The following is a 25,694-nucleotide window of genomic DNA, read 5'->3' on the forward strand; positions in this document are numbered from 1 at the left end:
CGACCATCCGGCGCGCGCCCTCCCGTCGCGACCGACCAGCCACCCGAAGGGGAGAGCACACCGTGAGGATCGTCTTCGCCGGAACACCGGACGCCGCCGTCCCGAGTCTGACAGCGCTGCACGGCACGGCGCACGAGATCGTGGCCGTCGTGACCAGGCCCGACGCGCCCGTCGGCCGCAAGCGCGTGCTCACCCCGAGCCCCGTCGCCGTCGCGGCCGCGGAGCTCGGGCTCCCCGTCATCAAGGCCACACGGCTCGACGATGCGGTGACCGACGAGATCGCCCGCCTGGATCCGGACCTCGGCGTGGTCGTCGCCTACGGCGCCCTGGTCAGGCGGCGGCTGCTGGATCTGCCCCGTTTCGGCTGGATCAACCTCCACTTCTCCCTTCTCCCCGCCTGGCGCGGCGCCGCGCCGCTGCAGCGCTCCCTCATCGCGGGCGGTGAGGGGCTCGGCGTCTCGGTGTTCAGCCTGGTCGAGCAGCTCGACGCCGGGGACCTGTACGACACCCGTGCCGTCGAGAACACAGACGGGGCGACCGCCGCCGAGCTGCTCCCGCGACTGGCGGGCATCGGCGCGGACCGCGTCGTCGACGTCGTCGACGGGATCGAGACGGGAACGGCCACGGCCGTGCCTCAGCGGGGGGAGCCGAGCCACGCCGCCAAGCTGACCGCCGCCGACGGGCTGCTCGACCCGCGCCTCGGCGCCGAGGCCGTCCTGGCCCGGTACCGGGGCGTCACCGCGGAGCCGGGCGCGTTCGTCATGCTCGGCGAAGACCGCGTGAAGATCCATTCGCTCCGCCGTGCCGACGCCGCGACGACGAGCGACGACGAGGTGTCCGACCGGGCCCGGATCGAACCCGGAACGATCCGACGGGTCCGGGGCCGCATCCTGCTCGGGACGGCGGACGACGCGCTCGAACTCGTCGAGGTGCAGCCCGCAGGGAAACAGCGCATGACCGCCGCCGACTGGTGGCGCGGTCTGGGCGTCGAGGAGGTCGAGGTCGCATGAGCACGAACGACAACAACGCACGCGGCGGGCGTTCCCGCCAGGGTCGCGAGCAGGGCAGGCACGCGGCGGGTCCGCGCAGCGGTCGTCCCCGGCGCGGGCCGGGGCCGTCCGACGCGCCCGTCCGGTTGGCCGCGCCCGCCCGCCGAGTCGCCTACCGGGTCCTGCATGCCGTCACCGTCGACGACGCGTACGCCAACCTGCTGCTTCCCGTCGAGATCGACAGGGCGAAGCTGAGCAGGGCCGACGCCGCCCTGGCGACGGAGCTCTGCTACGGGACGCTGCGGCTGCGTGGCTACTACGACGCCGTCATCGAGCAGGCCGCCGGGCGTTCCCTCGACCGGATCGATGTCGAGGTGCAGGACGTCCTCCGGCTGGGCGTCCACCAGATTCTCAACACCCGGGTGCCGGACCACGCCGCCGTCGACGAGTCCGTCCTCCTCACGAGGGAGCGCGGCAAGCCGGCGGCGAGCGGCTTCGTCAACGGGGTGCTGCGCACGGTCTCGCGGACCGCCCCGGAGGACTGGACGGACCGCATCGTCGCCGACGCGACCTCGCCGGACGAGGCCGCGGCACGGGCGACCGCCCACCCGGCGTGGATCGTGCGCGCGTTCCGGCAGTCCCTGCGTGCCGAGGGCAGGGAGGACGAGCTCGCTGCGTTGCTGGCCTCGGACAACGAGGCCCCCGCGGTGAACCTCGTCGCCCTGCCGGGGCTCGCGGCCGCGCCGGAGGGCGCCACGGCCGACGTGTACAGCCCCGTGGGGTTCCGCTCCGCAGGTGGCGACCCCGATCAGCTGGTCACCTCGAGCGATGGCCGCCTGCGGGTCCAGGACGAGGGGTCGCAGCTCGTCGCCCTCGCCCTCGCCGCAGCTCCGGTGGACCCGTCGATCACCGCGGAGCGCTGGCTCGACCTGTGCTCGGGTCCCGGCGGCAAGACCGCGCTGCTGGCCGCCCGTGCCCTCGCGGCCGGGGCCGAGCTCGACGCCGTCGAGCTGGTTCCGGCCAGGGCCGGCCTGGTGCGCCGCGCCGTCTCGGCCGTCCCCCTCCCCGTCGAGGTGACCGTCGGCGACGGCACGATGATCGGTCAGCAGCGGGGCGAGCGCTACGCACGCGTCCTCGTCGACGCGCCGTGCACGGGCCTGGGGGCGCTGAGGCGCCGGCCCGAGGCACGCTGGCGCAAGCACCCCTCCGACGTCGCGGAGCTCGGCCTGATACAGCTCGCGCTGATCCGCTCGGCGTTCGACGCCCTCGTCCCCGGCGGTGTGCTGGCATACGTCACCTGCTCGCCCCACATCGCCGAGACGCGGGGGATCGTGAGCACGGCGCTCATGCAGTGGGGTGGCGCGGCAGAGCTGCTCGACGCCCCGGGGGTGCTCGCTGGCCTGACCCGCGCGGAGCTTCCGCTCGGCGAGCCGCTGAGGGAGGGCGAGGGGGCGACCGTCCAGCTCTGGCCGCACCGGCACGGCACCGATGCGATGTTCCTCGCGCTGGTGCGCAAACGCGCCTGAGCCGCCGCTAGGCTTGAGCGGTGACCGCGACGTACATCCACCCGAGCATCCTCTCCGCCGACTTCGTCAACATGCAGGCCGAGCTCGAGCGGATCAGCGACGCCGACTTCGTTCACGTCGACGTCATGGACAATCACTTCGTCCCGAACCTCACCTTCGGCCCGCAGATGGTGGCCCGGATCCAGGACGTCTCGCCCGTCCCCCTCGACGTGCATCTGATGATCGACGACCCCGAGCGCTGGGCGCCCGAGTACGCCGAGCTCGGCGCGGCGAGCGTGACGTTCCACGCCGAGGCCTCGGCGGACCCGGTGGCGCTGGCCAGGCGGCTCCGTCAGATCGGCTCCGCCGCGGGTGTCGCGATCAAGCCGGGAACGCCGCTCGAGCCCTACCTTGACGACCTGTCCGCCTTCGACCTCGTGCTGGTGATGACGGTGGAGCCCGGCTTCGGCGGGCAGTCGTTCATGCCGGAGACCATGCCGAAGCTGCGCACGCTCGCCGAGCGGGCGAGGAACGCGGGCGTGGAGCTGCGGCTCCAGGTCGACGGCGGCATCAGCGCCGACACGATCGCCATCGCTGCGGAGAACGGCGCGAACACCTTCGTCGCGGGCTCCGCCGTCTTCGGCGCTGAGCACCCGGGGGCCATGATCGGCAGGCTGCGCGAGCTCGCCGCCGGTCACCAGCACCGGCCCGCCTGACGCTACGATTGAGGCGTGAAAGATTTTGACGAGCTCTTCGCCCAGCTGACCCGCATCGCCGCTGAGCGTCCCGAGGGCTCGGGCACCGTCAGGGAGCTTGACGGCGGTGTCCACACGATCGGCAAGAAGATCGTTGAGGAGGCCGCGGAGGTCTGGATGGCCGCCGAGTACGAGACCGACGACAACACCGCGATGGAGATCTCCCAGCTGCTCTACCACCTGCAGGTGCTCATGGTCGCGAAGGGGCTCACGCCGGCGGACGTGTACCGACATCTCTGATCGGCCGCCCGTCACCCACCCCCGCCGAAAGCGAACCACCATGCTCAGAATCGCCGTCCCCAACAAGGGGTCGCTGTCCGAAACCGCCTCCGTCATGCTCAGCGAGGCCGGCTACGCCGGCCGCCGCGACCCGAAGGAGCTGCACCTCGTCGACGCCCGTAACGGCGTCGAGTTCTTCTTCCTCCGGCCGCGCGACATCGCCACCTACGTCGGTTCGGGCGCCCTCGACGTCGGCATCACCGGCCGTGACCTGCTGCTGGATTCCGGCTCAGCGGCGCGCGAGGTCCACGCGCTCGACTTCGCCGACTCCACCTTCCGCTTCGCCGGCCCGAGCGGGCGGTTCCGCGCTCTCACCGATCTCCAGGGCGTCAGGGTGGCGACGAGCTACCCCGGGCTAGTCGGTGACTTCCTCCGGTCGAACGGCGTCGAGGCCGAGCTCGTCAAGCTCGATGGAGCGGTCGAGTCCGCGGTGCAGCTCGGCGTGGCCGACGCCGTCGCCGACGTCGTGTCGACCGGCGCGACCCTCCGCAAGGCGGGTCTGGAGATCTTCGGCCCCGTCATCCTCGACTCGACGGCCGTCCTCATCGGCTCGCCGGAGCCCCGCGCCGGGCAGGACACGCTGCTGCGCCGCCTGCAGGGCGTCCTGGTGGCCCGCAAGTACGTGATCATGGACTACGACCTCCCTCTGGCGCTGCTCGACCGGGCGACCGAGGTGGCCCACGGCATCGAGTCGCCGACGGTGTCGCCGCTGAAGGACCCCGAGTGGGTCGCGGTGCGCGTGATGGTCTCCCGGGCGGACACGAACCAGATCATGGACGAGCTGTACGAGCTGGGGGCCAGGGCCATCCTCGTCAGCCCCATCCACGCGGCAAGGCTCTGACATGGCCGTGGTCACCCGGGTGATCCCGTGCCTGGACGTCGCGGAGGGCCGGGTCGTCAAGGGCGTCAACTTCCAGAACCTCCGTGATGCCGGGAACCCGGTCGAGCTGGCCAGGCGGTACTACGAGCAGGGGGCGGACGAGCTCACCTTCCTCGACGTGACCGCGACCGTCGACAACCGTGCGACCACCTATGAGATGGTGACGGCCACGGCCGAGCAGGTGTTCATCCCGTTGACGGTCGGCGGGGGCGTGCGCAGCGCCGAGGACGTGTCCCGGCTGCTGGCCAGCGGGGCGGACAAGGTGGGCGTGAACTCCGCCGCGATCGCGCGGCCGGGGCTCGTCGACGAGATCGCCGACCGTTTCGGCAACCAGGTGCTCGTGCTCTCCCTCGACATCATGCGCGACCCCGCGCAGCCGTCCGGTTTCGCCGTGACCACCCACGGCGGCAGGCGCAACGCCGGGATCGATGCGCTCGCCTGGGCGGCGGAGGCGGTCGAACGGGGTGCGGGGGAGCTGCTGGTCAACTCGATCGACGCGGACGGCACGACGGAGGGCTTCGACATCGAGCTGCTCCGCGACGTCCGCGCCATCGCCCAGGTGCCGGTCATCGCCTCGGGGGGTGCGGGCAGGCTCGAACACTTCGCCCCCGCGGTCCGCGCGGGAGCGGACGCCGTGCTCGCCGCGAGCGTGTTCCACTCCGGCACCTTCAGCATCGGCCAGGTCAAGCAGGCGCTGGCGCAGGACGGGATCGAGGTCAGGTCATGAGCACGACGGTCGACGCCACGGCGGTGCGCTGGGACGAGCACGGGCTGGTACCCGCGATCGTGCAGGAGGACGGCACCGGCGACGTGCTGATGCTCGGCTACATGGACGACGAGGCGCTGCGGCGCACCCTCACCGAGGGCAGGGTCACGTTCTGGTCGCGCTCCCGCCAGGAGTACTGGAGGAAGGGCGACACCTCCGGGCACGCCCAGTACGTCAGGGATGTCAGGCTCGACTGCGACGGGGACACGGTCCTGGTCAGAGCGATCCAGGTGGGTGCCGCGTGCCACACCGGCGACCACAGCTGCTTCGACGAGCGCGCCTTCGACGCCGTGCTCGGTGACAGGGGGGAGACCGCATGACCATGCCGCACACCACGAGCAGGACCCGCTTCGACGAGCTGCTGGACGGGCACCGCGTCGTCCCCGTCGTGCGGGAGCTCTTCGCCGACGGCGAGACGCCCGTCGGGGTCTACCGCAAGCTGGCGGCCGGCCGACAGGGGACCTTCCTGCTGGAGTCGGCTGAGCAGGGCGGGATCTGGTCGCGGTACTCCTTCGTCGGCGCGGCGAGCTTCGGGGTGCTCACGGACGACGACGGACGGCTCGTGTGGCAGAGGGGCGAGGGATCACCCCTGGACGCCGAGCGTGCCCTCGGCGATGTGGAGGGCCTGGCGCCGCTCGATGCGGTGGCCCGAGTGCTCGAGCGCTGGCGGACTCCGGCTATCGCTGGCCTGCCGCCGCTCAGCGGGGGACTGGTCGGCTTCATCGGCTGGGATGCGATCCGTCAGATCGAGTCGCTTCCCGACGCCCCTCCGCGCGAGATCCCCGTCCCCGGGCAGGCGCTGAGTTTCGTGTCGCAGCTCGCCGTCCTCGACCACCGGTCCGGAACGGTCCAGCTCATCACCACCGTCCTCACCGACGGCGACGGCGACGCCGACGAGCTGTGGGCCACGGCCCAGGCCGAGCTGGACGAGCTGGAGCGGCGCCTCGCGGAGCCGGCCGTGAGCTGGCTGGGGCTGGCCGACACCGCCGCTCTGCCCGATCCGGAGCACCGGACGGAGCGTGCCGACTTCCTCGCGGCCGTGGAGCGCTCCAAGGAGTACATCGTCGACGGCGACATCTTCCAGGTCGTCATCTCCCAGCGCTTCGAGGTGCCGACGCAGGCCGACCCGCTCGACGTCTACCGCATCCTGCGCTCGCTCAACCCGAGCCCGTACATGTATCTGCTCTCGCTCGTCGACGCGAAGGGCAACGATTACTCCGTGGTGGGCTCCTCGCCCGAGGCGCTGGTGAAGGTCCAGGACGGCCGGGCGTTCACGCACCCCATCGCCGGTTCGAAACCCCGCGGCGAGACGCCCGACAGGGACGCGGAGCTCGCCGCCGAGCTCGCCGCCGACGACAAGGAGCGCGCGGAGCACCTCATGCTCGTCGACCTCGCACGCAACGACCTGCTTCGCGTCTGCCGGGCGGGCAGCGTCGAGGTGAGCGAGTTCATGCGCATCGAGCGGTTCAGCCACATCATGCATTTGGTCTCCTCCGTCGAGGGCGATGTCCGCAGCGATGCCGGGCCGATCGACGTGTTCAAGGCCACGTTCCCCGCCGGAACGCTCTCCGGCGCGCCCAAGCCACGCGCCTTGGAGATCATCGACGAGCTCGAGCCGGCCGGCCGGGGCGTCTATGGGGGAGTGGTGGGGTACTTCGCGCACTCCGGTGACCTCGATCTGGCCATCGCCATCCGGACGGCGACGATCGCCGCCGGGACGGCGTACGTCCAGGCCGGTGGCGGTCTCGTCGCGGACTCGGTCCCCGAGTCCGAGTTCCAGGAGTCGGTGAACAAGGCCGCCGCTCCGCTGCGTGCCGTCGCCATCGCCAACACGCTGGTGCGACGGTGAGCTCGGCCAGCCGGACCCCGGCGACCAGGCGGATCAAGTCCCTCGTCCTCCTGGTCACCCTCGTGACGAGCGGGCTCGCCCTCATCGGGGCGACGCAGCAGTGGTACGCCGTCACCATCGAGCCGGAGCCTGGCGTCGTCGAGTCGCTGCCCGCGGACGGCCAGACCCTCCTGCCGGTCCTGGCCGGGCTCGGTCTGACCGGCCTCGCACTCGTGGCGGCTCTCGCGCTCGTCGGGCGGGTGTGGCGCGTCGTGCTCGGCGTCGTGCTGACGCTGACCGGGCTGGCCGTCACCGTGGCGACCGCGACGGTGCTGTCCGATCCCGGCGCCGCCGCCGCCCCCGCCGTGACGGAGAGGACGGGCATCGCCGGGGCGGAGTCGGTCGCGCGCATCGTGACGGGCGCACAGGCCACGCCGTGGCCGTGGCTCACCCTCGTGTGCGGTGCCCTGCTGATCATCGCCGGTGCCGTGGTCGTCGTGTCCGCGTCGCGCTGGCCGACGGCGACGCGCAAGTACGACGCCTCCCCGCGGGGCACCACTGTGCGCTCCGGCCCTGTCGACGCGATCGACGGCTGGGACGAGCTCAGCAGGGGCGAGGACCCCACCCGCTGACGCACCGCCGCGGCGCCCGGCCGCGTCGGCGTCGTCGACCGCCGCACCGAGCGGTCTAGACTGAGGTGACACCCATCCGACTTCAAAGGAGTTACATGAGCAGCGAGCTGGACGACCTCGGCCACGGGCATTCGCCCGCAGCATGGGTCTGCGTCATCGTGATGCTTGTCGCGTTCGTCGTGGGAACGGTCGCCCTCTTCGTCGACTCGTGGCCGGCCTTCTGGGTCGGCGTCGCCATCCTTCTGGTCGGGGCGGCCCTCGGGCCGATCCTGGCGAAGGCCGGCTACGGCGTGAACGGTCCGAAGTACCAGCCGAAGGGCCACTGACGCCGTGCTCACCGATCTGATGGCGGGCGCCGCCGAGGATGCGCGGCAGCGCGAGCTGGCCCGCCCGCTGTCGGCCGTCCGTGCCGACGCCCTCGCCCGACGCGCCCCCCTGGACGCCCTCCACGCGCTCGCCCCCTCCGACCGGGTGAAGGTGATCGCCGAGGTCAAGCGTGCATCACCGTCGCGCGGCGACCTCGCCGACATCCCCGACCCTGCGCAGTTGGCCGCCAGCTACGAGCTCGGCGGCGCGAGCGCGATCAGCGTCCTCACCGAGGGCCGCCGTTTCAAGGGCTCGCTCGCCGACCTGGAGTCGGTTCGGGAGACCGTGTCCGTCCCCGTGCTCCGCAAGGACTTCATCTCCAGCTCGTACCAGGTCCTCGAGGCCCGGGCCTCAGGAGCGGACATCGTGCTGCTCATCGTGGCCGGCCTCGAGCAGGACGAGCTGAGACGACTGCACGACGAGACGAGGGAGCTGGGCATGGCCGCGCTCGTTGAGACGCACAGCGCCGACGAGGTGGAGCGGGCGCTCGACGTCGGTGCGGAGCTCCTCGGTGTGAACGCGCGCAACCTGTCGACCTTCGAGCTGGACCGCGCGCTGTTCGGCACCCTCGCCCCGCAGATCCCCGCCGGCGTCGTGCGCATCGCCGAGTCGGCGGTGTCCACACCCGACGACGTGGCCGCGTACCGGCAGGCCGGCGCTGATGTCGTCCTCATCGGCGAGGCTCTGGTCACCGGGGACCCGGTGACGACGCTCAACGATTTTCTGGCGGTGGGATAGTGGCACTTCGCGATGAGACCGGGCCGTACTTCGGCGACTTCGGTGGGAGGTACGTTCCCGAGTCGCTCGTCGCCGCGCTGGACGAGCTGACCCTGGCGTGGGAGGACGCCAAGGCCGACCCCGCCTTCCACTCTGAGCTCGACGAGCTGCTCGACAACTACGTCGGCCGCCCCTCGCGGCTGACCGAGGTTCCCCGCTTCCAGCAGGCCGTCGGCAGTCGGCCACGCATCTTCCTCAAGCGTGAGGACCTGAACCACACCGGTTCGCACAAGATCAACAACGTGCTCGGCCAGGCACTGCTCACCAAGCGGATCGGGAAGACCCGGGTGATCGCCGAGACGGGCGCGGGCCAGCACGGGGTGGCGACCGCGACGGCCGCGGCCCTGTTCGGTCTGGACTGCGTCGTCTACATGGGCGAGGTCGACACCGAGCGCCAGGCGCTCAACGTCGCGCGGATGCGGCTGCTCGGTGCCGAGGTCGTCGCCGTCAAGGCAGGATCACGCACCCTCAAGGACGCGATCAACGACGCGATGCGCGACTGGGTCACCAACGTCGAGACGACCAACTACATCTTCGGCACGGTGGCCGGCCCGCACCCCTTCCCCGCGATGGTCCGCGACCTGCAGAAGGTCGTGGGCGAGGAGGCCAGGGAGCAGATGCTCGCCCGCACCGGGGCTTTGCCCACGGCCGTCGCCGCCTGCGTCGGGGGCGGGTCGAACGCGATCGGGATCTTCCACGCCTTCCTCGACGACCCGGGGGTCGCGCTGTTCGGTTTCGAGGCCGGAGGCGAGGGCGTGGACACGCCGCGGCATGCCGCGACCATCACCAAGGGCCGCCCCGGCGTGCTGCACGGGACGAACAGCTTCCTGCTCCAGGACGAGGACGGCCAGACGATCGAGTCGCACTCGATCTCCGCCGGGCTCGACTATCCCGGCGTCGGTCCCGAGCACGCCTGGCTCGCCGACACCGGCAGGGCCAGCTACCGGGCGGTCACGGACGCCGAGGCGATGGACGCCCTGCTCACGCTCAGCCGCTCCGAGGGCATCATCCCCGCCATCGAGTCCGCGCACGCCCTCGCCGGGGCGATCCGCCTCGGGCAGGAGCTCGGCGAGGACGACACGGTCCTGGTCAGCCTGTCCGGCAGGGGAGACAAGGACATGACCACGGCCGGGGAGTACTTCCGGCTCATCGACGAGGGAGCAACGCAGTCGTGACCGGGGTCTCCGAACGCATCATCCAGCGCAACGCCGACGCGGCGGGAGCGCTCATCGGCTACCTCCCCGTCGGTTTCCCTGACCTCGACCGCAGCGTGGACGCCGCCGTTGCCATCGCCGAGAGCGGCGTCGACGTCATTGAGCTGGGCATCCCGTACTCCGACCCGGTCATGGACGGCCCGGTCATCCAGGCGGCGACGCAACGGGCGCTCAACGCCGGCTTCCACGTCTCTGACACCTTCGAGGCGATCAGGCGCATCACCGCCCAGGTCGACGTGCCGGTCCTGGTGATGACGTACTGGAACCTGGTCAGGCAGCGCGGCGTGGACCGCTTCGCGGACGAGCTGCTCGAGTCGGGCGGCTCCGGCCTGATCACCCCCGACCTGATCCCCGACGAGGCCGGCGACTGGCTCGCCGCGTCGGAGCGCACCGGGCTGGACCGGGTGTTCCTCGCCGCGCCGAGCTCGACCGATGCCCGGCTCGACACCGTCGTGTCGGAGAGCCGCGGGTTCGTGTACACGGTCTCGACGATGGGCATCACCGGGGCCAGGAGCGACGTCGACTCGGCCGCGCGGACCCTCGTCGGCCGCCTGCGCGCGCACGGTGTCGAGAACGCCTGCGTCGGCCTGGGTATCTCCACCGCCGAGCAGGTCGCCCAGGTGCTCGAGTACGCCGACGGTGCGATCGTCGGCTCGGCTCTGGTGTCCGCGCTGGAGCGCGGCGTCGACGAGGTCGCACGCGTGGCGGCCGAGCTGGCCACCGGCACCGCACGCACCTCCTGACCTGACTTCACCACCCCACCCGCAGCACGAAAGGTGCGCATCGCGATGAGCTTCCCTCTGAGCATCCCGAGCCCGAGCGTCAACCACTTCTCGATCGGCCCGTTCCCGCTGTACTTCTACGCCCTGTGCATCCTCGCCGGCATCATCGCCGCGGCGCTGCTCACCGACCGTCGGCTGACGGCGAGGGGTGGGGAGCGCGGCGTCGTTCTCGACTTCGTGCTGTGGACCGTTCCGCTCGGCATCATCGGGGCGCGCGCGTTCCATGTGCTCACGCACCTGGGGGATTACATCGGCCAGCCGTTCTGGGCCGTGTTCGACCTCCGTGCCGGCGGCATCGCGATCTTCGGCGCGCTGATCGGCGGCGCGGTCGGCGCGATCATCGCCTCGCGCATGACCGGCATCCGGTTCTGGGCCTTCGCCGACGCGCTTGCGCCGGGTCTGCTGCTCGCCCAGGCCTTCGGCCGGCTCGGCAACTGGTTCAACCACGAGCTCTTCGGCCAGCCGACGACGCTGCCGTGGGGCCTGGAGATTGAGTCGAGCAACCCGGCCTACCCGATCGGCCTGCCCGAGGGCGTGCTGTTCCACCCCACGTTCCTCTACGAGATCATCTGGAACCTCATCGGCGTCGCCGCGATCATCGCGGTCGGTTCCCGTCTGCGTCTGCAGTGGGGCCGCACCTTCGCGCTCTACCTGATCTGGTACGGCGCCGGCCGCGTGGTGTGGGAGACGATTCGCATCGACCCGAGCATCGTGGTGCTCGGCCTGCGCATCAACGTGTGGATGGCGCTGGGCGCGGTCGTGCTCGGCATCGTCATCCTCATCGTGCAGGGCCGTCGGCACCCGGGCCTGGAGACGTCGCCCTATCGCGCCGGCCGCGGCCCTGCAGCCGACGAGGCGGACGACGACGTGGACGGCTTCGTCGACGTGTCAGCCCCCGAGGCGGGATCCGCCACGGACGCTCCCGGCGCGGAGCACCCGGTCACCGCACCAGCCCACCCCACCCGCTAGGCGCGGGCGGGTACCGGATCCGGGTCGCGATCGCAGGCCCCGCCCACGCGAGACGAGCAGCACCCCCCGGTCGGGGCTGACCCCGGCCCGACCTCGCCCTACACTGGAACCGCCACGCGTTCACGCACCCGCACCCACTGACGCGGAACGCAGAATCATGGAGATTTATTTATGAGACGCGCGAAAATCGTCGCAACCCTCGGTCCCGCAACGTCCTCCTACGACCAGATCCGCGCCGTCATCGACGCCGGGGTGAACGTCGCGCGGATGAACCTCAGCCACGGCAGCTACGACGTGCACGAGGGCGTCTACGCCAACGTCCGTCAGGCCGCGGCCGACGCCGGTCAGCCGGTCGCCGTGCTCGTCGACCTGCAGGGCCCCAAGATCCGTCTCGGCAAGTTCGAGGGCGGCCCGTACAACCTCGCCGAGGGCGACATCTTCAAGATCACGACCGAGGAGATCGTCGGCAACCGCGAGATCAGCGGGACGACGTTCAAGGGCCTGCCCCAGGACGTCAAGCCGGGCGACCCGCTCCTCATCGACGACGGCAAGGTCACCCTCAAGGTCCTGTCCGTCGAGGGCCAGGTCGTCACGACCGAGGTCGTCGTGCCCGGCCCCGTCTCCAACAACAAGGGGATCAACCTGCCGGGCGTCGCCGTCAACGTCCCCGCGCTGAGCGACAAGGACGAGGCGGATCTGCGCTGGGGGCTCAACCTCGGTGCCGACTTCATCGCGCTGTCGTTCGTGCGCGACGCGAAGGACATCAAGCGCGTGCACGAGATCATGGCGGAGGAGGGCCGCAAGGTCCCCGTCATCGCCAAGATCGAGAAGCCGCAGGCCGTCGACAACCTCGAGGAGATCATCGACGCCTTCGACGGCATCATGGTCGCCCGTGGCGACCTCGGCGTCGAGCTCCCGCTCGAGGCCGTTCCGATCGTGCAGAAGCGCGCCGTCGAGCTGTGCCGCCGGATGGCGAAGCCCGTCATCGTGGCCACCCAGATGCTCGAGTCGATGATCTCCAGCCCGCGTCCGACCCGCGCCGAGACGAGCGACGTCGCCAACGCCGTCCTCGACGGCGCGGACGCGGTCATGCTCAGCGGCGAGACGAGCGTCGGCGAGTTCCCCACCATCACCGTCCAGACGATGGCCCGCATCATCGAGTCGACCGAGGACCACGGCCTGGACCGCATCGCCCCGCTCGGCACCAAGCCCCGCACCCAGGGCGGCGCGATCACCCTGGCGGCCAGCGAGGTCGCCGACTTCGTCGGCGCCAAGTTCCTCTGCGTGTTCACCGAGTCGGGCGACTCCGTGCGCCGCATGACGCGGCTGCGCAGCAGGATCCCTGTGATCGGTTTCACGCCGAGCGAGGAGACGCTGCGCCGCATGTCGCTCATCTGGGGTGTGACGGGCTCCATCGTCGAGCGCGTCACCCACACAGACGCCATGTTCGGCCAGGTCGACGACGCGCTGCTCGAGGGCAAGCTCGCCCGTGAGGGCGACAAGGTGGTCGTCATCTCCGGCTCGCCTCCCGGCATTGCGGGGTCGACCAACGACGTCCGCGTGCACAGGGTCGGTGACGCCCACGCCGGCGTGGCCCCCGCCTACGTCAAGTAGCACGCGACCGCCGGTCCCGCCGTCCCCTCCCGACACGCTGTCGGGAGGGGACGGCGTTTCTGTGCGCCCCCTATGCTCTGCATCATGAGCCGTCCGCGCCGGTGGACGCCGCACCACGAGAGCAGGAGCACATGACCGACCCTCGCGACCCCGTTCAGCCGGATGAGCAGCCCCCAGCATCCGCCGTCGACCCGACGGAGGGGGCGCCGTCCGACGCGACGAGCACCGCTCCGGACGGGGATGGGACGGCCACACGCCGACGCCGCTGGGTCATCCCTGTTGTCCTGCTGGCCGCGGCCGTGGTCGCGGGGCTGGTGACCTTCGCCCTGCTTCGACCGGTCGCCCCGACGGCCCCGGTCGCCACGGACGCCTCCGCCACGGAGACGAGCGCACCGACCGCGACGCCGTCGTCCACGCCCTCGCCCACACAGGAGCAGCCCTCGGCCAGTCCGACGACGGCTGCCCCTGTCTCCTACCCGACGGAGTGCCGCAGCATCTACACGCCGGGGTATTGGCAGAACATCGATGATGTGGTCCTCAACGACCCGGGCACGGCCGAGACCCCGATCCTGAGAGAGGAACCCGTCGAGGCGTTCCGGACCTCGTTGGACGGCTTCGACTGCCGCTGGGGTGGGCCGACCGAGGGCGGCGTCTTCAACGGTGTCCGCTACGTCGACGAGGCGCAGGCGGCCGAAGCCGTCGACCTCCTGACGGCGAACGGGGCCACCTGCTCCGAGGCGCACGGGGGCACCCTCTGCTCGCTCGTGCTGCTGAGCCCGACCGACGAGCCCGACGACGACCCGAACACCTGGGACACCTGGTGGGTCGAGGAGCAGTCCCTCATCCGGGACGGCATCTGGATCGCCACGTGGGCCTCCGGCTCGGAGGGCACGATCGACGACTCCACGTCTCACGTCTACGACGCGTTCTGGCCCCAGGGCTGAGCGATCCGTCGTATCGCGCGGCGAAGCGACACTCCCGGCGACGGACGGGCGTCCGCCGCCGGGAGGCCGGGACGTCACGTACGCGCGCCTCGATGAGGGGTGCCGGCAGCACGACGCGATCGATGGGCCGCGTCGGGCGCGGTCACGGGGGAGTGCCACGGAGGGCGGTTGTGCCGGTGGTGGGGCTCGAACCCACACGTCCTCACGGACAAAGCATTTTGAGTGCTCCGCGTCTGCCATTCCGCCACACCGGCGCACAACAACGTGCCGATAGTACCGTAGAATCGTGGCGTGACTGATCAAGAAGCAACCTCCCCGGCACCGCGTCGTGTCGTCGTCGCTGAGGACGAGTCCCTGATCCGGCTCGACATCGTCGAGATCCTGCGTGACAACGGTTTCGATGTCGTCGGCGAGGCCGGCGACGGCGAGGCCGCCGTGGCCCTGGCCACCGAGCTTCGCCCCGACCTGGTGATCATGGACGTCAAGATGCCCAAGCTCGACGGGATCTCCGCGGCCGAGCGCCTCAACAAGGATCAGATCGCTCCGGTCGTCCTGCTGACGGCCTTCAGCCAGAAGGAGCTCGTGGAGCGCGCGAGCGAGGCGGGGGCGCTGGCGTATGTCGTCAAGCCGTTCAGCCCCAACGATCTGATCCCGGCGATCGAGATCGCTCTGAGCCGCTACCAGCAGATCATCACCCTCGAGGCCGAGGTCGCCGACATGGTCGAGCGCTTCGAGACCCGCAAGCTGGTCGACAGGGCGAAGGGCCTCCTGAACGAGAAGATGGGCCTGTCCGAGCCCGAGGCCTTCCGTTGGATCCAGAAGGCCTCGATGGATCGCCGGCTCACGATGCACGACGTCGCCCACGCGATCATCGAGCAGCTGAGCGCGAAGAAGTAGGCTCGGCGGACTCCGCCGACCAGACGGGGCCGGCCACCGATCACGGTGGCCGGCCCCGTCTCGTCGTGGGTCGACGGCCGGGGCCGTTGGCGCCAGGCGCTAGTGCTGCGGCTGCGTCGGAACCGACCTGATCAGATTGGTGATGCGCACGGTGGAGCACCGCCGCCCCTGCTCGTCGGTGATCGCGATCTCATGCACCGTCAGCGTCCGACCGAGGTGCACCGGCGTGCACACGCCGGTGACGATGCCGTCCACGGCCGACCGCGTGTGCGTGGCGTTGATGTCGATGCCGACCGCGACCCTGTCGGCGCCCGCCCAGAGGTTCGCCGCCATCGAGCCGAGCGATTCGCCGAGCACGACGTACGCACCGCCGTGCATGAGCCCGACCGGTTGCCTGTTGCCCTCCACCGGGAGCGTGGCGACCGCCCGCTCCACGGTGAACTCGGTGAAGACCATGCCCATCTTCTCCGCGAGCTGCCCCATTCCACGGTCGCGGATGTAGTCGAGGCCGTCGTCCATGCGGGTGCTCCTTCTGCTGCCGCGCCGTCGTCGGTGGCGGCTTGTAGGCTGAACAGGTGTCGAATGAAAATCAGCCTACTCTGCTCGTGATCGATGGCCACTCGCTGGCCTTCCGGGCGTTCTACGCCCTGCCGGTCGACAGCTTCCAGACCTCGGACGGGCAGCACACGAACGCGATCCACGGCTTCATCGCGATGCTGATCAACCTGCTCAAGGCGGAGAAGCCCACACACATCGCCGTGGCCTTCGATATCTCCCGGTACTCGTTCCGCACAAGGGAGTATCCGGAGTACAAAGGAACGCGCGGCGAGACCCCTCCGGAGTTCATCGGCCAGATCCCGCTCCTGCAGGAGGCGCTGGCGGCGATGAACATCACGACCATCACGGTCGAGGACTACGAGGCCGACGACATCCTCGCCACGCTGGCGACAACCGGTTCCGCCGCCGGCTATCGCGTGCTCGTCGTCTCGGGCGACCGCGACACCATCCAGCTGGTCAACGACGAGGTCACACTGCTCTACCCGTCCCGCCAGGGCGTGTCCGATCTCACCCGCTACGACCCGGCGAAGGTCCAGGAGCGCTACGGCATCCGGCCGGAGCAGTACCCCGACGTCGCCGCGCTCGTGGGCGAGACGAGCGACAACCTGCCCGGAGTCCCCAAGGTCGGCGAAAAGACTGCCGTCAAGTGGCTCGGGATCTACGGCAGCCTCGACGGGATCCTGGAGAACGCCGAGGCGATCACCGGAAAGGTCGGCGAGAGCCTGCGCGAGCACAAGGACAGGGCCGTCCGCAACCGCCGGCTCAACCGGCTCGTCACCGACCTGGCGCTCCCGGTCGAGCTGTCGTCGCTCGCCCGCTCGGCGATCGACGAGGAGGCCGTTCGCGACATCTTCGCCCGGCTTCAGTTCCGGACGCTGCTCGACCGTCTGCTCAAGACCGAGGGGATCGACCCCTCAGCCAGCCAGGCCGGTAGCGCGACCCCGACGTCCGCGCCCGAGCGCCCGGAGCCGCAGCGCCTGCTCGATGAGGAGCTGCGCGCCTGGATCGAACGCAACGCGGCCAGCGGCTGCGGCATCGCGCTGACGGCCGACGTGGTCGAGGGCAGGGTCGTCGACGTGGCACTGTCGACAGCGGAGCAGTCGGTCGAGCTCGCCTGGCAGCTGCACGGTGCCGATTACGCGCCCTTCGAGGAGTGGCTCACCGGGGACTCTCCCGTCGTGATGGCCGGCGCCAAGTCGCTCATCAAGGCGTTCCATCGCTCGGGGCTCGAGGTCGCCGGACCGATCATCGATGTGGAGCTTCTCGGCTGGGTGCTGCGTCCGGGATCGCCGGAGAAGGATCTCGCGGGCATCGCCAGGCGGTACCTGGGGGAGGACCTGCCGGTCGGCGACCCCAACCAGCTGATCGCCTCCGAGGGCTCGGGGCTCGCCGTCGATGCGTGGTTCCTGTCCCGGCTCGCGCCGGTCATGCGGGAGGCGCTGGACGAGGGCTCGCTGCGGGTCTTCGACGACATCGAGGTGCCGGTCCTGCCCGTCCTCGCCGAGATGGAGCTCGCGGGCGTCGCCGTCAGCCATGACGAGCTGCACACCCTGTCCACGTCTCTCGGCGACCGTGCCGCCGACCTCGCGGCGCAGGCCTACGCGGAGATCGGCCGCGAGGTCAACCTGGGCTCGCCCAAGCAGCTGCAGGAGGTCCTGTTCGACCAGCTGGGCATGCCCAAGACCAGGGCGAACAAGACCGGGTACTCGACGGATGCGGGTGCCCTGGCCGACCTGCAGGCCAAGAGCCCTCACCCCTTCCTCGGACTGTTGCTGCAGCACAGGGACGCGACCAAGCTCCGGCAGATCGTCGAGTCGCTCGACAAGGCGATCGCCCCCGACGGGCGGATCCACACGACCTACGGGCAGATCGGCGCCTCCACCGGCCGTCTGTCGTCGACCGATCCGAACCTGCAGAACATCCCGATCCGCTCGGAGGAGGGCCGGCGCATCCGCAGCGCCTTCCACGCGGGCGAGGGCATGGAGACGCTGCTCACCGCGGACTACTCCCAGATCGAGATGCGGATCATGGCGCACCTCTCCGGCGATCCCGGGCTGATCCAGGCGTTCAAGGAGGGGGAGGACCTGCACCGCTTCGTCGGCGCGAGGATCTTCGGGGTCGACCCGAGCGACGTGACCCCGGAGATGCGCTCGAAGGTCAAGGCGATGTCCTACGGGCTCGCCTACGGCCTGAGCGCCTTCGGCCTGTCCAAGCAGCTGCGCATCGAGTCGTCGGAGGCGAAGAAGCTCATGTCCGACTACTTCGAGCGCTTCGGCGCGGTGCGCGACTATCTCCGGCACGTCGTCGAGCAGGCCAAGACCGACGGGTACACCACGACGATCTTCGGCCGTCGACGCCCCTTCCCCGAGCTGAGCAGCCCGAACCGCGTGGTGCGCGAGAACGCGGAGCGCGCGGCCCTCAACGCCCCGATCCAGGGCAGCGCGGCCGACATCATGAAGATCGCCATGGTGCGCATCGCCGATGAGATGCGCACCTCGGATCTCCGTAGCCGCATGCTGCTTCAGGTGCACGATGAGCTCGTCTTCGATGTCGCCCCCGGCGAGACGGACACCCTGGGAGAGCTCGTGACGCGGCACATGTCGGGTGCGGCCGAGCTCAGCGTTCCACTGGATGTGCAGCTCGGAGTCGGAACCGACTGGAATACGGCGGGTCACTGATGCCCGCTCAGGACGTCGACGCTTCGGACTCGCACAACGCCGAGCCGGGCGAGCGGAGCTGGACTGAGATCGACCGGTTCGCCGAGCGCTGGGTCGATGTGGAGATCGAGCTCGACCCGCTCGTCGGCAGCTATCTCGGCGACCGCCGAAGCGACGGCAGGCTCGGCGACTTCTCGCCCGAGGGCTTGGACGCGGCGGCCGAGCGCCTGTCCCGGGCGCGAACCGAACTCGACCGCCTCCGCCCCCAGGACGCCTGCGACGAGGTGACCCGCGCGGATCTGGGCTCGGGGCTGCGGCTGCGTCTCGCCGCGCACGACGCCGGTCTCGACGCCGGCGATCTCAATGTCATCGAGAGCCCGCCGCAGCGGATCAGGGACGCCTTCGACCTGATGCCCCGCGACGGGGAGGACGACTGGGCGAGGATCGCCGAGCGCGCGGCCGCAGTCCCCGACGCGCTCACCGGCTACCTTCGCTCGCTGCACCGCGCGGCGGATGGCGGCAGCGCGCCTGCCGCGCGCCAGGTCGTCGAGGTCGCCGCGCAGCTCGAGTCCACGGCCGACACGGACGGCGGCTTCGCCCTGCTCGCCGATGCGGCGGAGGGGGCTGCCCTTCCCGACACCCTCCTCAGCGCGGTCACCGAGGCGTTGACGGGGGCCAGAGCGGCCTACGCCGGGCTCGCCGCACGCCTCCGCGACGAGTACCTTCCCCGAGCCCGACGCGAAGACGGGGTGGGGCGCGACGTCTACGCGCTGCGCTCGGAGGAGTTCCTCGGTCAGCGCATCGACCTGGACGAGTGCTACGAGTGGGGGCTGGCCGAGCTCGACCGCATGGTCTCAGAGCAGAACGCCACAGCCGACCGCATCCTTCCCGGCGCCGGCGTGGACGAGGCGATCGCCTTCCTTGAGACGCAGGAACGCTACGTCATCACCGGCACGGACGCCCTTCAGCGTTGGATGCAGCACACCAGTGACGACGCCCTGGCCCGGCTGAGCGGAACCCAGTTCAGCATCCCCCAGCCCCTGCACGACCTGAGATGCCGGATCGCGACGGCCCAGGACGGCGGGATCTACTACACGGGACCGAGCGACGACTTCTCCCGCCCCGGCACCATGTGGTGGTCGGTTCCCCCTGGGGTGACGCGGTTCGACAGCTGGCGCGAGAAGACGACGGTCTACCACGAGGGCATCCCCGGCCATCATCTGCAGATCGGGCAGGCGGTCGTCAACCGGGGTCAGCTGAACAGGTGGCGCCGCCAGCTGGCCGGGACCTCCGGCCACATCGAGGGGTGGGCGCTGTACGCCGAGCGGCTCATGGACGAGCTCGGCTTCCTCGACGACCCCGCCGACCGCCTGGGGATGCTCGACGGCCAGCGGCTTCGCGCGGCGAGGGTCGTGCTCGATATCGGCGTGCATCTGGGCAAGCAGCGCCCCGACGGTGGCGGGGTATGGACGGCCGAGTACGCGCATGACTTCCTTTCGCGCAACGTGAACATGAACGATGGTTTCGTGCGCTTCGAGCTGAATCGCTACCTCGGCTGGCCCGGGCAGGCACCGTCGTACAAGGTGGGCCAGCGGATCTGGGAGTCGCTTCGTGCGGATCGGCAGCGACGCGACGGCGACGACTTCGACGTCGCCGCCTTCCACGCGGAGGCTCTCGCGCTCGGCGGGCTGCGGCTCGACACCCTCGAGAAGGCCCTCGGCTCCAGCGGGCCATAGCCGTCGTGATGCGGACGGGTCGGCAACGCCGCGCCGCGGCGCGGGGGAGCCAACCAGGGAGTGGCCCACGGGCAGGACGCAGCGGAGTCGTTTCAGGCCCCGCCGGCTTCACCGGTCCTGTGCGGCATCCGTCACCGTCCACGACGCCACCGCCGTCCGCGGTCCTCGCCGCGTCCACGGGCCGTCGTCGTGTCCAGCGAAACCCGCGTCGTGACGGGCGGATCCGCCCGTTCGGCGCCTTGCACCGCGCGTCGCGCCCCGGGTAGGATATGGAGGTCACATCCGTGACGTCCTATTCGTTCGCCGCGCGGGACTCCCGATCAGCCCTGCTCGATCGCCGTGCGGCCCGACATTACATCCGTACTGGAGCAACCACTACATGACAAGCGCAACGACCGCACCCAAGCAGATCGCGATCAACGACATCGGATCCGCTGAAGACTTCCTCGCCGCGGTCGAGAAGACTTTGAAGTTCTTCAACGACGGCGACCTCATCGAGGGCACCGTCGTGAAGATCGACCGCGACGAGGTCCTCCTCGACGTCGGTTACAAGACCGAGGGCGTCATCCCCTCCCGCGAGCTCTCCATCAAGCACGACGTCGACCCGAACGAGGTCGTCAAGGTCGGCGACACGGTCGAGGCTCTTGTTCTCCAGAAGGAGGACAAGGAGGGTCGCCTCATCCTGTCCAAGAAGCGTGCCCAGTACGAGCGCGCCTGGGGCGATGTCGAGAAGATCAAGGAGTCGGATGGCGTCGTCACCGGCCAGGTCATCGAGGTCGTCAAGGGCGGCCTCATCGTCGACATCGGCCTGCGTGGCTTCCTTCCCGCGTCGCTCATCGAGCTGCGCCGCGTCCGCGACCTGACCCCGTACCTGGGCCAGGAGATCGAGGCGAAGATCCTCGAGCTCGACAAGAACCGCAACAACGTGGTCCTGTCGCGTCGCGCCCTGCTGGAGCAGACGCAGTCCGAGAGCCGCACCACCTTCCTCAACAACCTCCAGAAGGGCCAGGTCCGCAAGGGCATCGTGTCCTCGATCGTCAACTTCGGTGCGTTCGTCGACCTGGGTGGCGTCGACGGCCTGGTTCACGTCTCCGAGCTCAGCTGGAAGCACATCGAGCACGCCAGCGAGGTCGTCGAGGTCGGTCAGGAAGTCACCGTCGAGATCCTCGAGGTCGACCTGGACCGGGAGCGCGTCTCGCTGTCGCTCAAGGCGACGCAGGAAGACCCGTGGCAGGTCTTCGCCCGCACCCACGCGATCGGTCAGCTCGCACCGGGCAAGGTCACCAAGCTCGTTCCCTTCGGTGCGTTCGTTCGCGTCGCCGACGGTATCGAGGGCCTCGTGCACATCTCGGAGCTCTCCGGCAAGCACGTCGAGCTCGCCGAGCAGGTCGTCTCGGTCGGCGAAGAGGTCTTCGTCAAGGTCATCGACATCGACCTCGACCGTCGCCGCATCTCGCTGAGCCTCAAGCAGGCCAACGAAGGTGTCGACCCCGAGGGCACCGAGTTCGACCCGGCGCTGTACGGCATGACCACGGAGTACGACGACCAGGGGAACTACAAGTACCCCGAGGGCTTCGACCCGGAGACCAACGAGTGGAAGGAAGGCTTCGAGGCTCAGCGCGAGACCTGGGAGCAGGAGTACGCCGCCGCTCAGGCTCGCTGGGAGGCCCACAAGAAGCAGGTCGCCACGTCGCAGGCCGAAGAGGCCGAGGCTCCTGCCTCGACCGGTGGCCCGAGCTTCTCGAGCGACTCGGCTTCGGCTGGAACCCTCGCGGACGACGAGTCCCTCGCCGCCCTGCGCGAGCGTCTCTCGAGCAACTCCTAAGCACGAACAGAAGGGGCCGGCCCGGTTTTCCGGGCCGGCCCCTTCGGCGTCCCCGGCCGAACGTCGACTCGCTCCTCCCGTGCCACAGTCCCTCGACCGCACGGATCGCGGCTTCTTCGCCGTCCTCCACGCGATTCGTCCGGCGTGGCGCTGCCCGGGGCGGCGGATCAGGCTGAGAAGTCGCTGCTAAGATCAGTCGGTATCGCGCCTTGGTGCGTAGCCCCCACATACCTCTCAACGTCTTAGGGACGCCGTTGCTCACTCACTCACTCCAGTCCTACCTCGACTCCGACTTCAGCTCAGCGAGCGGGCTCAGGAGCAACCCGCGCCAGGACCGCAGCAAGCAGTCCCTCAACGTGATCCTTCGCGCGACCGCCGACCTCATCGACGAGAGCGGCTACGCGAGCGTGACGACGGCGGAGGTGGCGAAGCGGACGGGGCTGGCGATCGGGACGGTGTACCGGTTCTTCCCCGACCGCATCGCGCTCATGTTCGGTGTGTACGACCACGTCCTCAAGGGCTTCCTCGACATCGCGGTGGCCCGCCTCGCGGAGTCGTCGCCGCAGAGCTGGCAGGACAGCTTCGCGACGATCCTCACCGCCTCCGCCGAGGCCCGTCGCACCATCCCCGGCTATCAGAGCGTGCACCACCGCATCCTCGGCGAGACCGGCGACAGCGAGCGCTACCGGGAGCGCATCACCGGCATCGGCACGGCGATCGCGGGGGAGCTGTCCACGTTCGGTCTGCCGAGTTCGGAGGAGTGGGTGCAGCACGTCACCGTCGCCTACGAGCTGTCCCTGTCGCTGCAGCGTCTCGCGTTCGACATGAGCCCCTCCGGCGACGAGAGACTGCTGGGTGAAGCGGTGTCCCTTCCGCTGCGCTACCTCAGCGAGCATCTCGACGAGCAGGGGTAACCTGGGCTCATGTCCATGCTGATCGGTCTCACGGGCGGAATCGCCGCGGGGAAGTCCACGGTCGCACGACGTCTGGCCACCCTCGGCGCGGTGGTGATCGACGCGGACGTCGTGGCCCGCGAGGTGGTCGAGCCGGGCACGGACGCCCTCAGCCGCATCCGCGAGCACTTCGGCCCTGCCGTCCTGGCTGCGGACGGCTCCCTCGATCGGGCGGCGCTCGGGGCGATCGTGTTCTCCGACGACGATGCGAGGGCCGAGCTCAACGCGATCGTCCACCCCGCGGTGAGGCGGCGCACGGCCGAACTCATCACGGCGGCGACCGGGTCCGACCCCGATGCCGTCGTGGTCTACGACGTCCCGCTCCTGGTCGAGGCGGCCGTCCCGCACGAGTTCGACCTGGTCGTCGTGGTCGAGGCGTCCGCCGAGGCTCGGGTCAGGCGCCTCGTCGAGAACAGGGGTCTGAGCCGGGAGCAGGCGCAGGCGCGCGTCGCCGCGCAGGCGAGTGACGCGGAGCGTCGGGCGGTCGCGGATGTCGTGCTCAACACCGAGGGGACGGAGGCGCAGACCCTCGCGCAGACCGACCAGCTGTGGCGCGAACGGATCCGCCCGCGCTCGTTCCCTTCCCGCCATCGCCCGTAGTGAACAGCGCCCGCCGTGTCGGTGGTCGAGCCTAGACTTTTGACATGGAACCCACCCGTGCCGTCCGCCCGTTCACCGTTGAGAGCCCCTACCAGCCCAGCGGTGACCAGCCCCAGGCGATCGCAGAGCTGGCGGGACGCATCAACGCGGGGGAGACCGACGTCGTCCTGCTCGGCGCGACCGGAACGGGCAAGTCGGCCACGACGGCGTGGCTCGTCGAGGCGGTGCAACGGCCGACCCTCGTTCTCGCCCACAACAAGACGCTCGCCGCACAGCTGGCCAACGAGTTCCGCGAGCTCTTCCCCCACAACGCGGTCGAGTACTTCGTCTCCTACTACGACTACTACCAGCCGGAGGCCTACGTCCCCCAGACCGACACCTTCATCGAGAAGGACTCGTCGATCAACGAGGAGGTGGAGCGCCTTCGGCACTCGACCACCAACTCGCTGCTCAGCCGCCGCGACGTGATCGTGGTGTCGACCGTGTCCTGCATCTACGGACTCGGCAAGCCGGAGGAATACCTCAACGCGATGGTGGCGCTGCAGGCGGGGATGCGCATCGACCGCGATTGGCTGATCCGCAAGTTCGTGTCGATGCAGTACAAGCGCAACGACATCGACTTCAGCAGGGGGACCTTCCGGGTCAGGGGCGACACGATCGAGATCATCCCGATGTACGAGGAGCACGCGATCCGGATCGAGATGTTCGGAGACGAGATCGAGGCACTGCACACCCTGCACCCGCTCTCCGGCAACATCATCGCCTCGCCCGAGTCGGTGTCCGTGTTCCCCGCATCCCACTATGTGGCCAGCACCGACGTGATGCAGCGGGCCATCGTCTCCATCCAGGACGAGCTCGACCAGCGGCTCGCGGAGCTCGAGTCCCAGAACAAACTGCTGGAGGCTCAGCGGCTCAAGATGCGCACGACTTTCGACCTCGAGATGATGGAGCAGATCGGCTTCACCTCGGGCATCGAGAACTACTCGAGGCACATCGACGGGCGCCAGCCCGGTGAGGCGCCGCACTGCCTCCTCGACTTCTTCCCCGACGACTTCCTCACGGTCATCGACGAGTCGCACGTCACGGTGCCGCAGATCGGAGCCATGTTCGAGGGGGACGCCTCGCGCAAGCGCACGCTCGTCGACCACGGGTTCCGGCTGCCGAGCGCCCTCGACAACCGGCCGCTGACCTGGTCGGAGTTCAAGGACCGTGTCGGACAGACGGTGTACCTTTCGGCAACGCCGGGCAAGTACGAGCTCGGGGTGGCCGACGGGGTCGTCGAGCAGATCATTCGCCCGACCGGCCTCGTCGACCCGAAGATCGTCGTCAAGCCGAGCAAGGGCCAGATCGACGATCTGCTCGAGGAGGTCCGCCAGCGGACGGAGCGCGACGAGCGCGTGCTGGTGACGACGCTCACGAAGCGCATGGCGGAGGACCTGACCGACTTCCTGACCGAGGCCGGTGTGCGGGTCAGGTATCTGCACTCCGACGTCGACACCCTGCGACGCGTCGAACTGCTGACGGAGCTCCGAGCGGGCGTCTACGACGTCCTCGTCGGCATCAACCTGCTCCGCGAGGGTCTCGACCTGCCGGAGGTCTCCCTCGTCGCGATCCTCGATGCGGACAAGGAGGGCTTCCTCCGCTCGTCGACGTCCCTCATCCAGACGATCGGGCGCGCCGCCCGAAACGTCTCGGGCGAGGTGCACATGTACGCGGACACGGTGACACGTTCCATGGCACTCGCCATCGAGGAGACCGAGCGCCGTCGCGAGATCCAGGTCGCCTACAACACCGAACACGGCATCGACCCTCAGCCGTTGCGGAAGCGCATCGCCGACATCACCGAGGTCCTGGCCCGCGAGGGAGCCGACACCGCCGAGCTGCTCGCCGGACGGGCGGGGTCGGGCAAGCGCTCCGCCCCGGCACCGGCGCGTACCGGGATCGCGGCGGAGGGCGCCAACGACCTCGAAGGCATCATCGCCGACCTGAACGACCAGATGCTGACCGCAGCGGCGGAGCTCAAGTTCGAGCTGGCGGCACGGTTGCGCGACGAGGTCTCCGAGCTCAAGCGCGAGCTCAGGCGCATGGAGAGCGCCGGTCACGTCGACGCCTGATCGCGGCACCCTGGCGCACCCCGTGACCCCCTCCGGATGTCCCGGCGGACCGGC

The 25,694-nt window shown here is 70.0% G+C and carries 24 protein-coding genes and 1 tRNA gene; 23 read left to right on the forward strand and 2 right to left on the reverse strand.

Annotated elements, in window-relative coordinates; all coding sequences use genetic code 11:
- Positions 1–62 precede the first annotated feature (62 nt).
- The 16 genes from FM119_RS05255 (at position 63) to FM119_RS13855 (ending at position 14,300) form a co-directional block, all read left to right on the forward strand.
- Positions 63–1,010 carry a methionyl-tRNA formyltransferase gene (locus tag FM119_RS05255; protein ID WP_087136634.1) on the forward strand — a complete coding sequence of 316 codons (948 nt, stop codon included), beginning with the start codon at positions 63–65 and terminating at the stop codon, positions 1,008–1,010.
- Positions 1,007–2,515 (forward strand): RsmB/NOP family class I SAM-dependent RNA methyltransferase, encoded by a 1,509-nt coding sequence (locus FM119_RS05260; RefSeq protein WP_087136635.1) that lies wholly within the window; start codon positions 1,007–1,009, stop codon positions 2,513–2,515. The genes FM119_RS05255 and FM119_RS05260 overlap by 4 nt, the downstream gene beginning before the upstream one ends.
- 20 nt (positions 2,516–2,535) lie before the next feature.
- Positions 2,536–3,210 (forward strand): ribulose-phosphate 3-epimerase, encoded by a 675-nt coding sequence (gene rpe / locus FM119_RS05265; RefSeq protein WP_087136636.1) that lies wholly within the window; start codon positions 2,536–2,538, stop codon positions 3,208–3,210.
- A gap of 15 nt (positions 3,211–3,225) precedes the next feature.
- Positions 3,226–3,489, forward strand: coding sequence for a phosphoribosyl-ATP diphosphatase (locus tag FM119_RS05270; protein WP_087136637.1), 264 nt, complete (start codon positions 3,226–3,228; stop codon positions 3,487–3,489).
- Between the two features lie 40 nt (positions 3,490–3,529).
- The gene (hisG, locus tag FM119_RS05275; protein ID WP_087136638.1) at positions 3,530–4,369 is read left to right on the forward strand and encodes an ATP phosphoribosyltransferase; all 840 of its coding nucleotides are present in this window, start codon (positions 3,530–3,532) and stop codon (positions 4,367–4,369) included.
- 1 nt (position 4,370) lies between these two features.
- A complete protein-coding gene (hisF, locus tag FM119_RS05280) occupies positions 4,371–5,135 on the forward strand; it encodes an imidazole glycerol phosphate synthase subunit HisF (protein ID WP_087136639.1) in 765 nt (254 codons plus the stop codon).
- The gene (gene hisI / locus FM119_RS05285; protein WP_087136640.1) at positions 5,132–5,494 is read left to right on the forward strand and encodes a phosphoribosyl-AMP cyclohydrolase; all 363 of its coding nucleotides are present in this window, start codon (positions 5,132–5,134) and stop codon (positions 5,492–5,494) included. Before hisF ends, hisI begins: the two co-directional genes overlap by 4 nt.
- 2 nt (positions 5,495–5,496) lie before the next feature.
- Positions 5,497–7,023: an anthranilate synthase component I gene (locus tag FM119_RS05290; protein WP_087136758.1), complete on the forward strand. Its 1,527-nt coding sequence runs from the start codon at positions 5,497–5,499 to the stop codon at positions 7,021–7,023.
- Entirely contained in the window at positions 7,020–7,634 is a 615-nt protein-coding gene (locus FM119_RS05295; RefSeq protein WP_087136641.1) for a Trp biosynthesis-associated membrane protein, read from the forward strand. Before FM119_RS05290 ends, FM119_RS05295 begins: the two co-directional genes overlap by 4 nt.
- A 95-nt stretch (positions 7,635–7,729) precedes the next feature.
- A complete protein-coding gene (locus FM119_RS05300) occupies positions 7,730–7,960 on the forward strand; it encodes an HGxxPAAW family protein (protein ID WP_087136642.1) in 231 nt (76 codons plus the stop codon).
- Between the two features lie 4 nt (positions 7,961–7,964).
- Complete coding sequence (trpC, locus tag FM119_RS05305) at positions 7,965–8,738, forward strand: indole-3-glycerol phosphate synthase TrpC (RefSeq protein WP_087136643.1); 774 nt, start codon at positions 7,965–7,967, stop codon at positions 8,736–8,738.
- On the forward strand, positions 8,738–9,952 hold the full coding sequence (gene trpB, locus FM119_RS05310; RefSeq protein WP_087136644.1) for a tryptophan synthase subunit beta: 1,215 nt from the start codon (positions 8,738–8,740) through the stop codon (positions 9,950–9,952). The genes trpC and trpB overlap by 1 nt, the downstream gene beginning before the upstream one ends.
- The gene (trpA, locus tag FM119_RS05315; protein ID WP_087136645.1) at positions 9,949–10,734 is read left to right on the forward strand and encodes a tryptophan synthase subunit alpha; all 786 of its coding nucleotides are present in this window, start codon (positions 9,949–9,951) and stop codon (positions 10,732–10,734) included. Before trpB ends, trpA begins: the two co-directional genes overlap by 4 nt.
- Before the next feature lie 45 nt (positions 10,735–10,779).
- A complete protein-coding gene (gene lgt, locus FM119_RS05320) occupies positions 10,780–11,742 on the forward strand; it encodes a prolipoprotein diacylglyceryl transferase (protein ID WP_087136759.1) in 963 nt (320 codons plus the stop codon).
- A 171-nt stretch (positions 11,743–11,913) separates the two neighbouring features.
- A complete protein-coding gene (gene pyk / locus FM119_RS05325; protein WP_087136646.1) occupies positions 11,914–13,356 on the forward strand; it encodes a pyruvate kinase in 1,443 nt (480 codons plus the stop codon).
- Between the two features lie 131 nt (positions 13,357–13,487).
- Positions 13,488–14,300 carry a hypothetical protein gene (locus FM119_RS13855; RefSeq protein ID WP_087136647.1) on the forward strand — a complete coding sequence of 271 codons (813 nt, stop codon included), beginning with the start codon at positions 13,488–13,490 and terminating at the stop codon, positions 14,298–14,300.
- 171 nt (positions 14,301–14,471) lie between these two features.
- Here the strand turns inward: FM119_RS13855 and FM119_RS05335 are convergent.
- A tRNA-Leu gene (locus tag FM119_RS05335) sits at positions 14,472–14,554 on the reverse strand.
- 37 nt (positions 14,555–14,591) lie between these two features.
- Here FM119_RS05335 and FM119_RS05340 point away from each other — a divergent pair.
- The gene (locus tag FM119_RS05340) at positions 14,592–15,197 is read left to right on the forward strand and encodes an ANTAR domain-containing response regulator (RefSeq protein ID WP_087136648.1); all 606 of its coding nucleotides are present in this window, start codon (positions 14,592–14,594) and stop codon (positions 15,195–15,197) included.
- A gap of 99 nt (positions 15,198–15,296) precedes the next feature.
- Here FM119_RS05340 and FM119_RS05345 read toward each other — a convergent pair whose 3' ends face one another.
- Positions 15,297–15,716 (reverse strand): hotdog fold thioesterase, encoded by a 420-nt coding sequence (locus FM119_RS05345; RefSeq protein ID WP_087136649.1) that lies wholly within the window; start codon positions 15,714–15,716, stop codon positions 15,297–15,299.
- Between the two features lie 56 nt (positions 15,717–15,772).
- On the opposite strand from FM119_RS05345, the gene polA reads away from it, so the two are divergent.
- The 6 genes from polA (at position 15,773) to uvrB (ending at position 25,640) form a co-directional block, all read left to right on the forward strand.
- A complete protein-coding gene (gene polA, locus FM119_RS05350) occupies positions 15,773–18,433 on the forward strand; it encodes a DNA polymerase I (protein ID WP_087136650.1) in 2,661 nt (886 codons plus the stop codon).
- A complete protein-coding gene (locus FM119_RS05355; RefSeq protein WP_087136651.1) occupies positions 18,433–20,148 on the forward strand; it encodes a DUF885 domain-containing protein in 1,716 nt (571 codons plus the stop codon). Before polA ends, FM119_RS05355 begins: the two co-directional genes overlap by 1 nt.
- A gap of 379 nt (positions 20,149–20,527) precedes the next feature.
- Positions 20,528–21,973, forward strand: a complete 1,446-nt coding sequence (rpsA, locus tag FM119_RS05360; protein ID WP_087136652.1) for a 30S ribosomal protein S1 — start codon at positions 20,528–20,530, stop codon at positions 21,971–21,973.
- Positions 21,974–22,227: 254 nt separating this feature from the next.
- Positions 22,228–22,887, forward strand: a complete 660-nt coding sequence (locus FM119_RS05365) for a TetR/AcrR family transcriptional regulator (protein ID WP_179205217.1) — start codon at positions 22,228–22,230, stop codon at positions 22,885–22,887.
- Between the two features lie 9 nt (positions 22,888–22,896).
- A complete protein-coding gene (gene coaE, locus FM119_RS05370) occupies positions 22,897–23,526 on the forward strand; it encodes a dephospho-CoA kinase (RefSeq protein WP_245827291.1) in 630 nt (209 codons plus the stop codon).
- A 44-nt stretch (positions 23,527–23,570) separates the two neighbouring features.
- A complete protein-coding gene (uvrB, locus tag FM119_RS05375; RefSeq protein WP_087136654.1) occupies positions 23,571–25,640 on the forward strand; it encodes an excinuclease ABC subunit UvrB in 2,070 nt (689 codons plus the stop codon).
- The last annotated feature ends 54 nt before the right edge of the window (positions 25,641–25,694 follow it).

It is taken from the genome of Mycetocola reblochoni REB411, assembly GCF_900163835.1.
In the GTDB taxonomy this organism is placed as follows: Bacteria; Actinomycetota; Actinomycetes; order Actinomycetales; family Microbacteriaceae; genus Mycetocola_B; species Mycetocola_B reblochoni.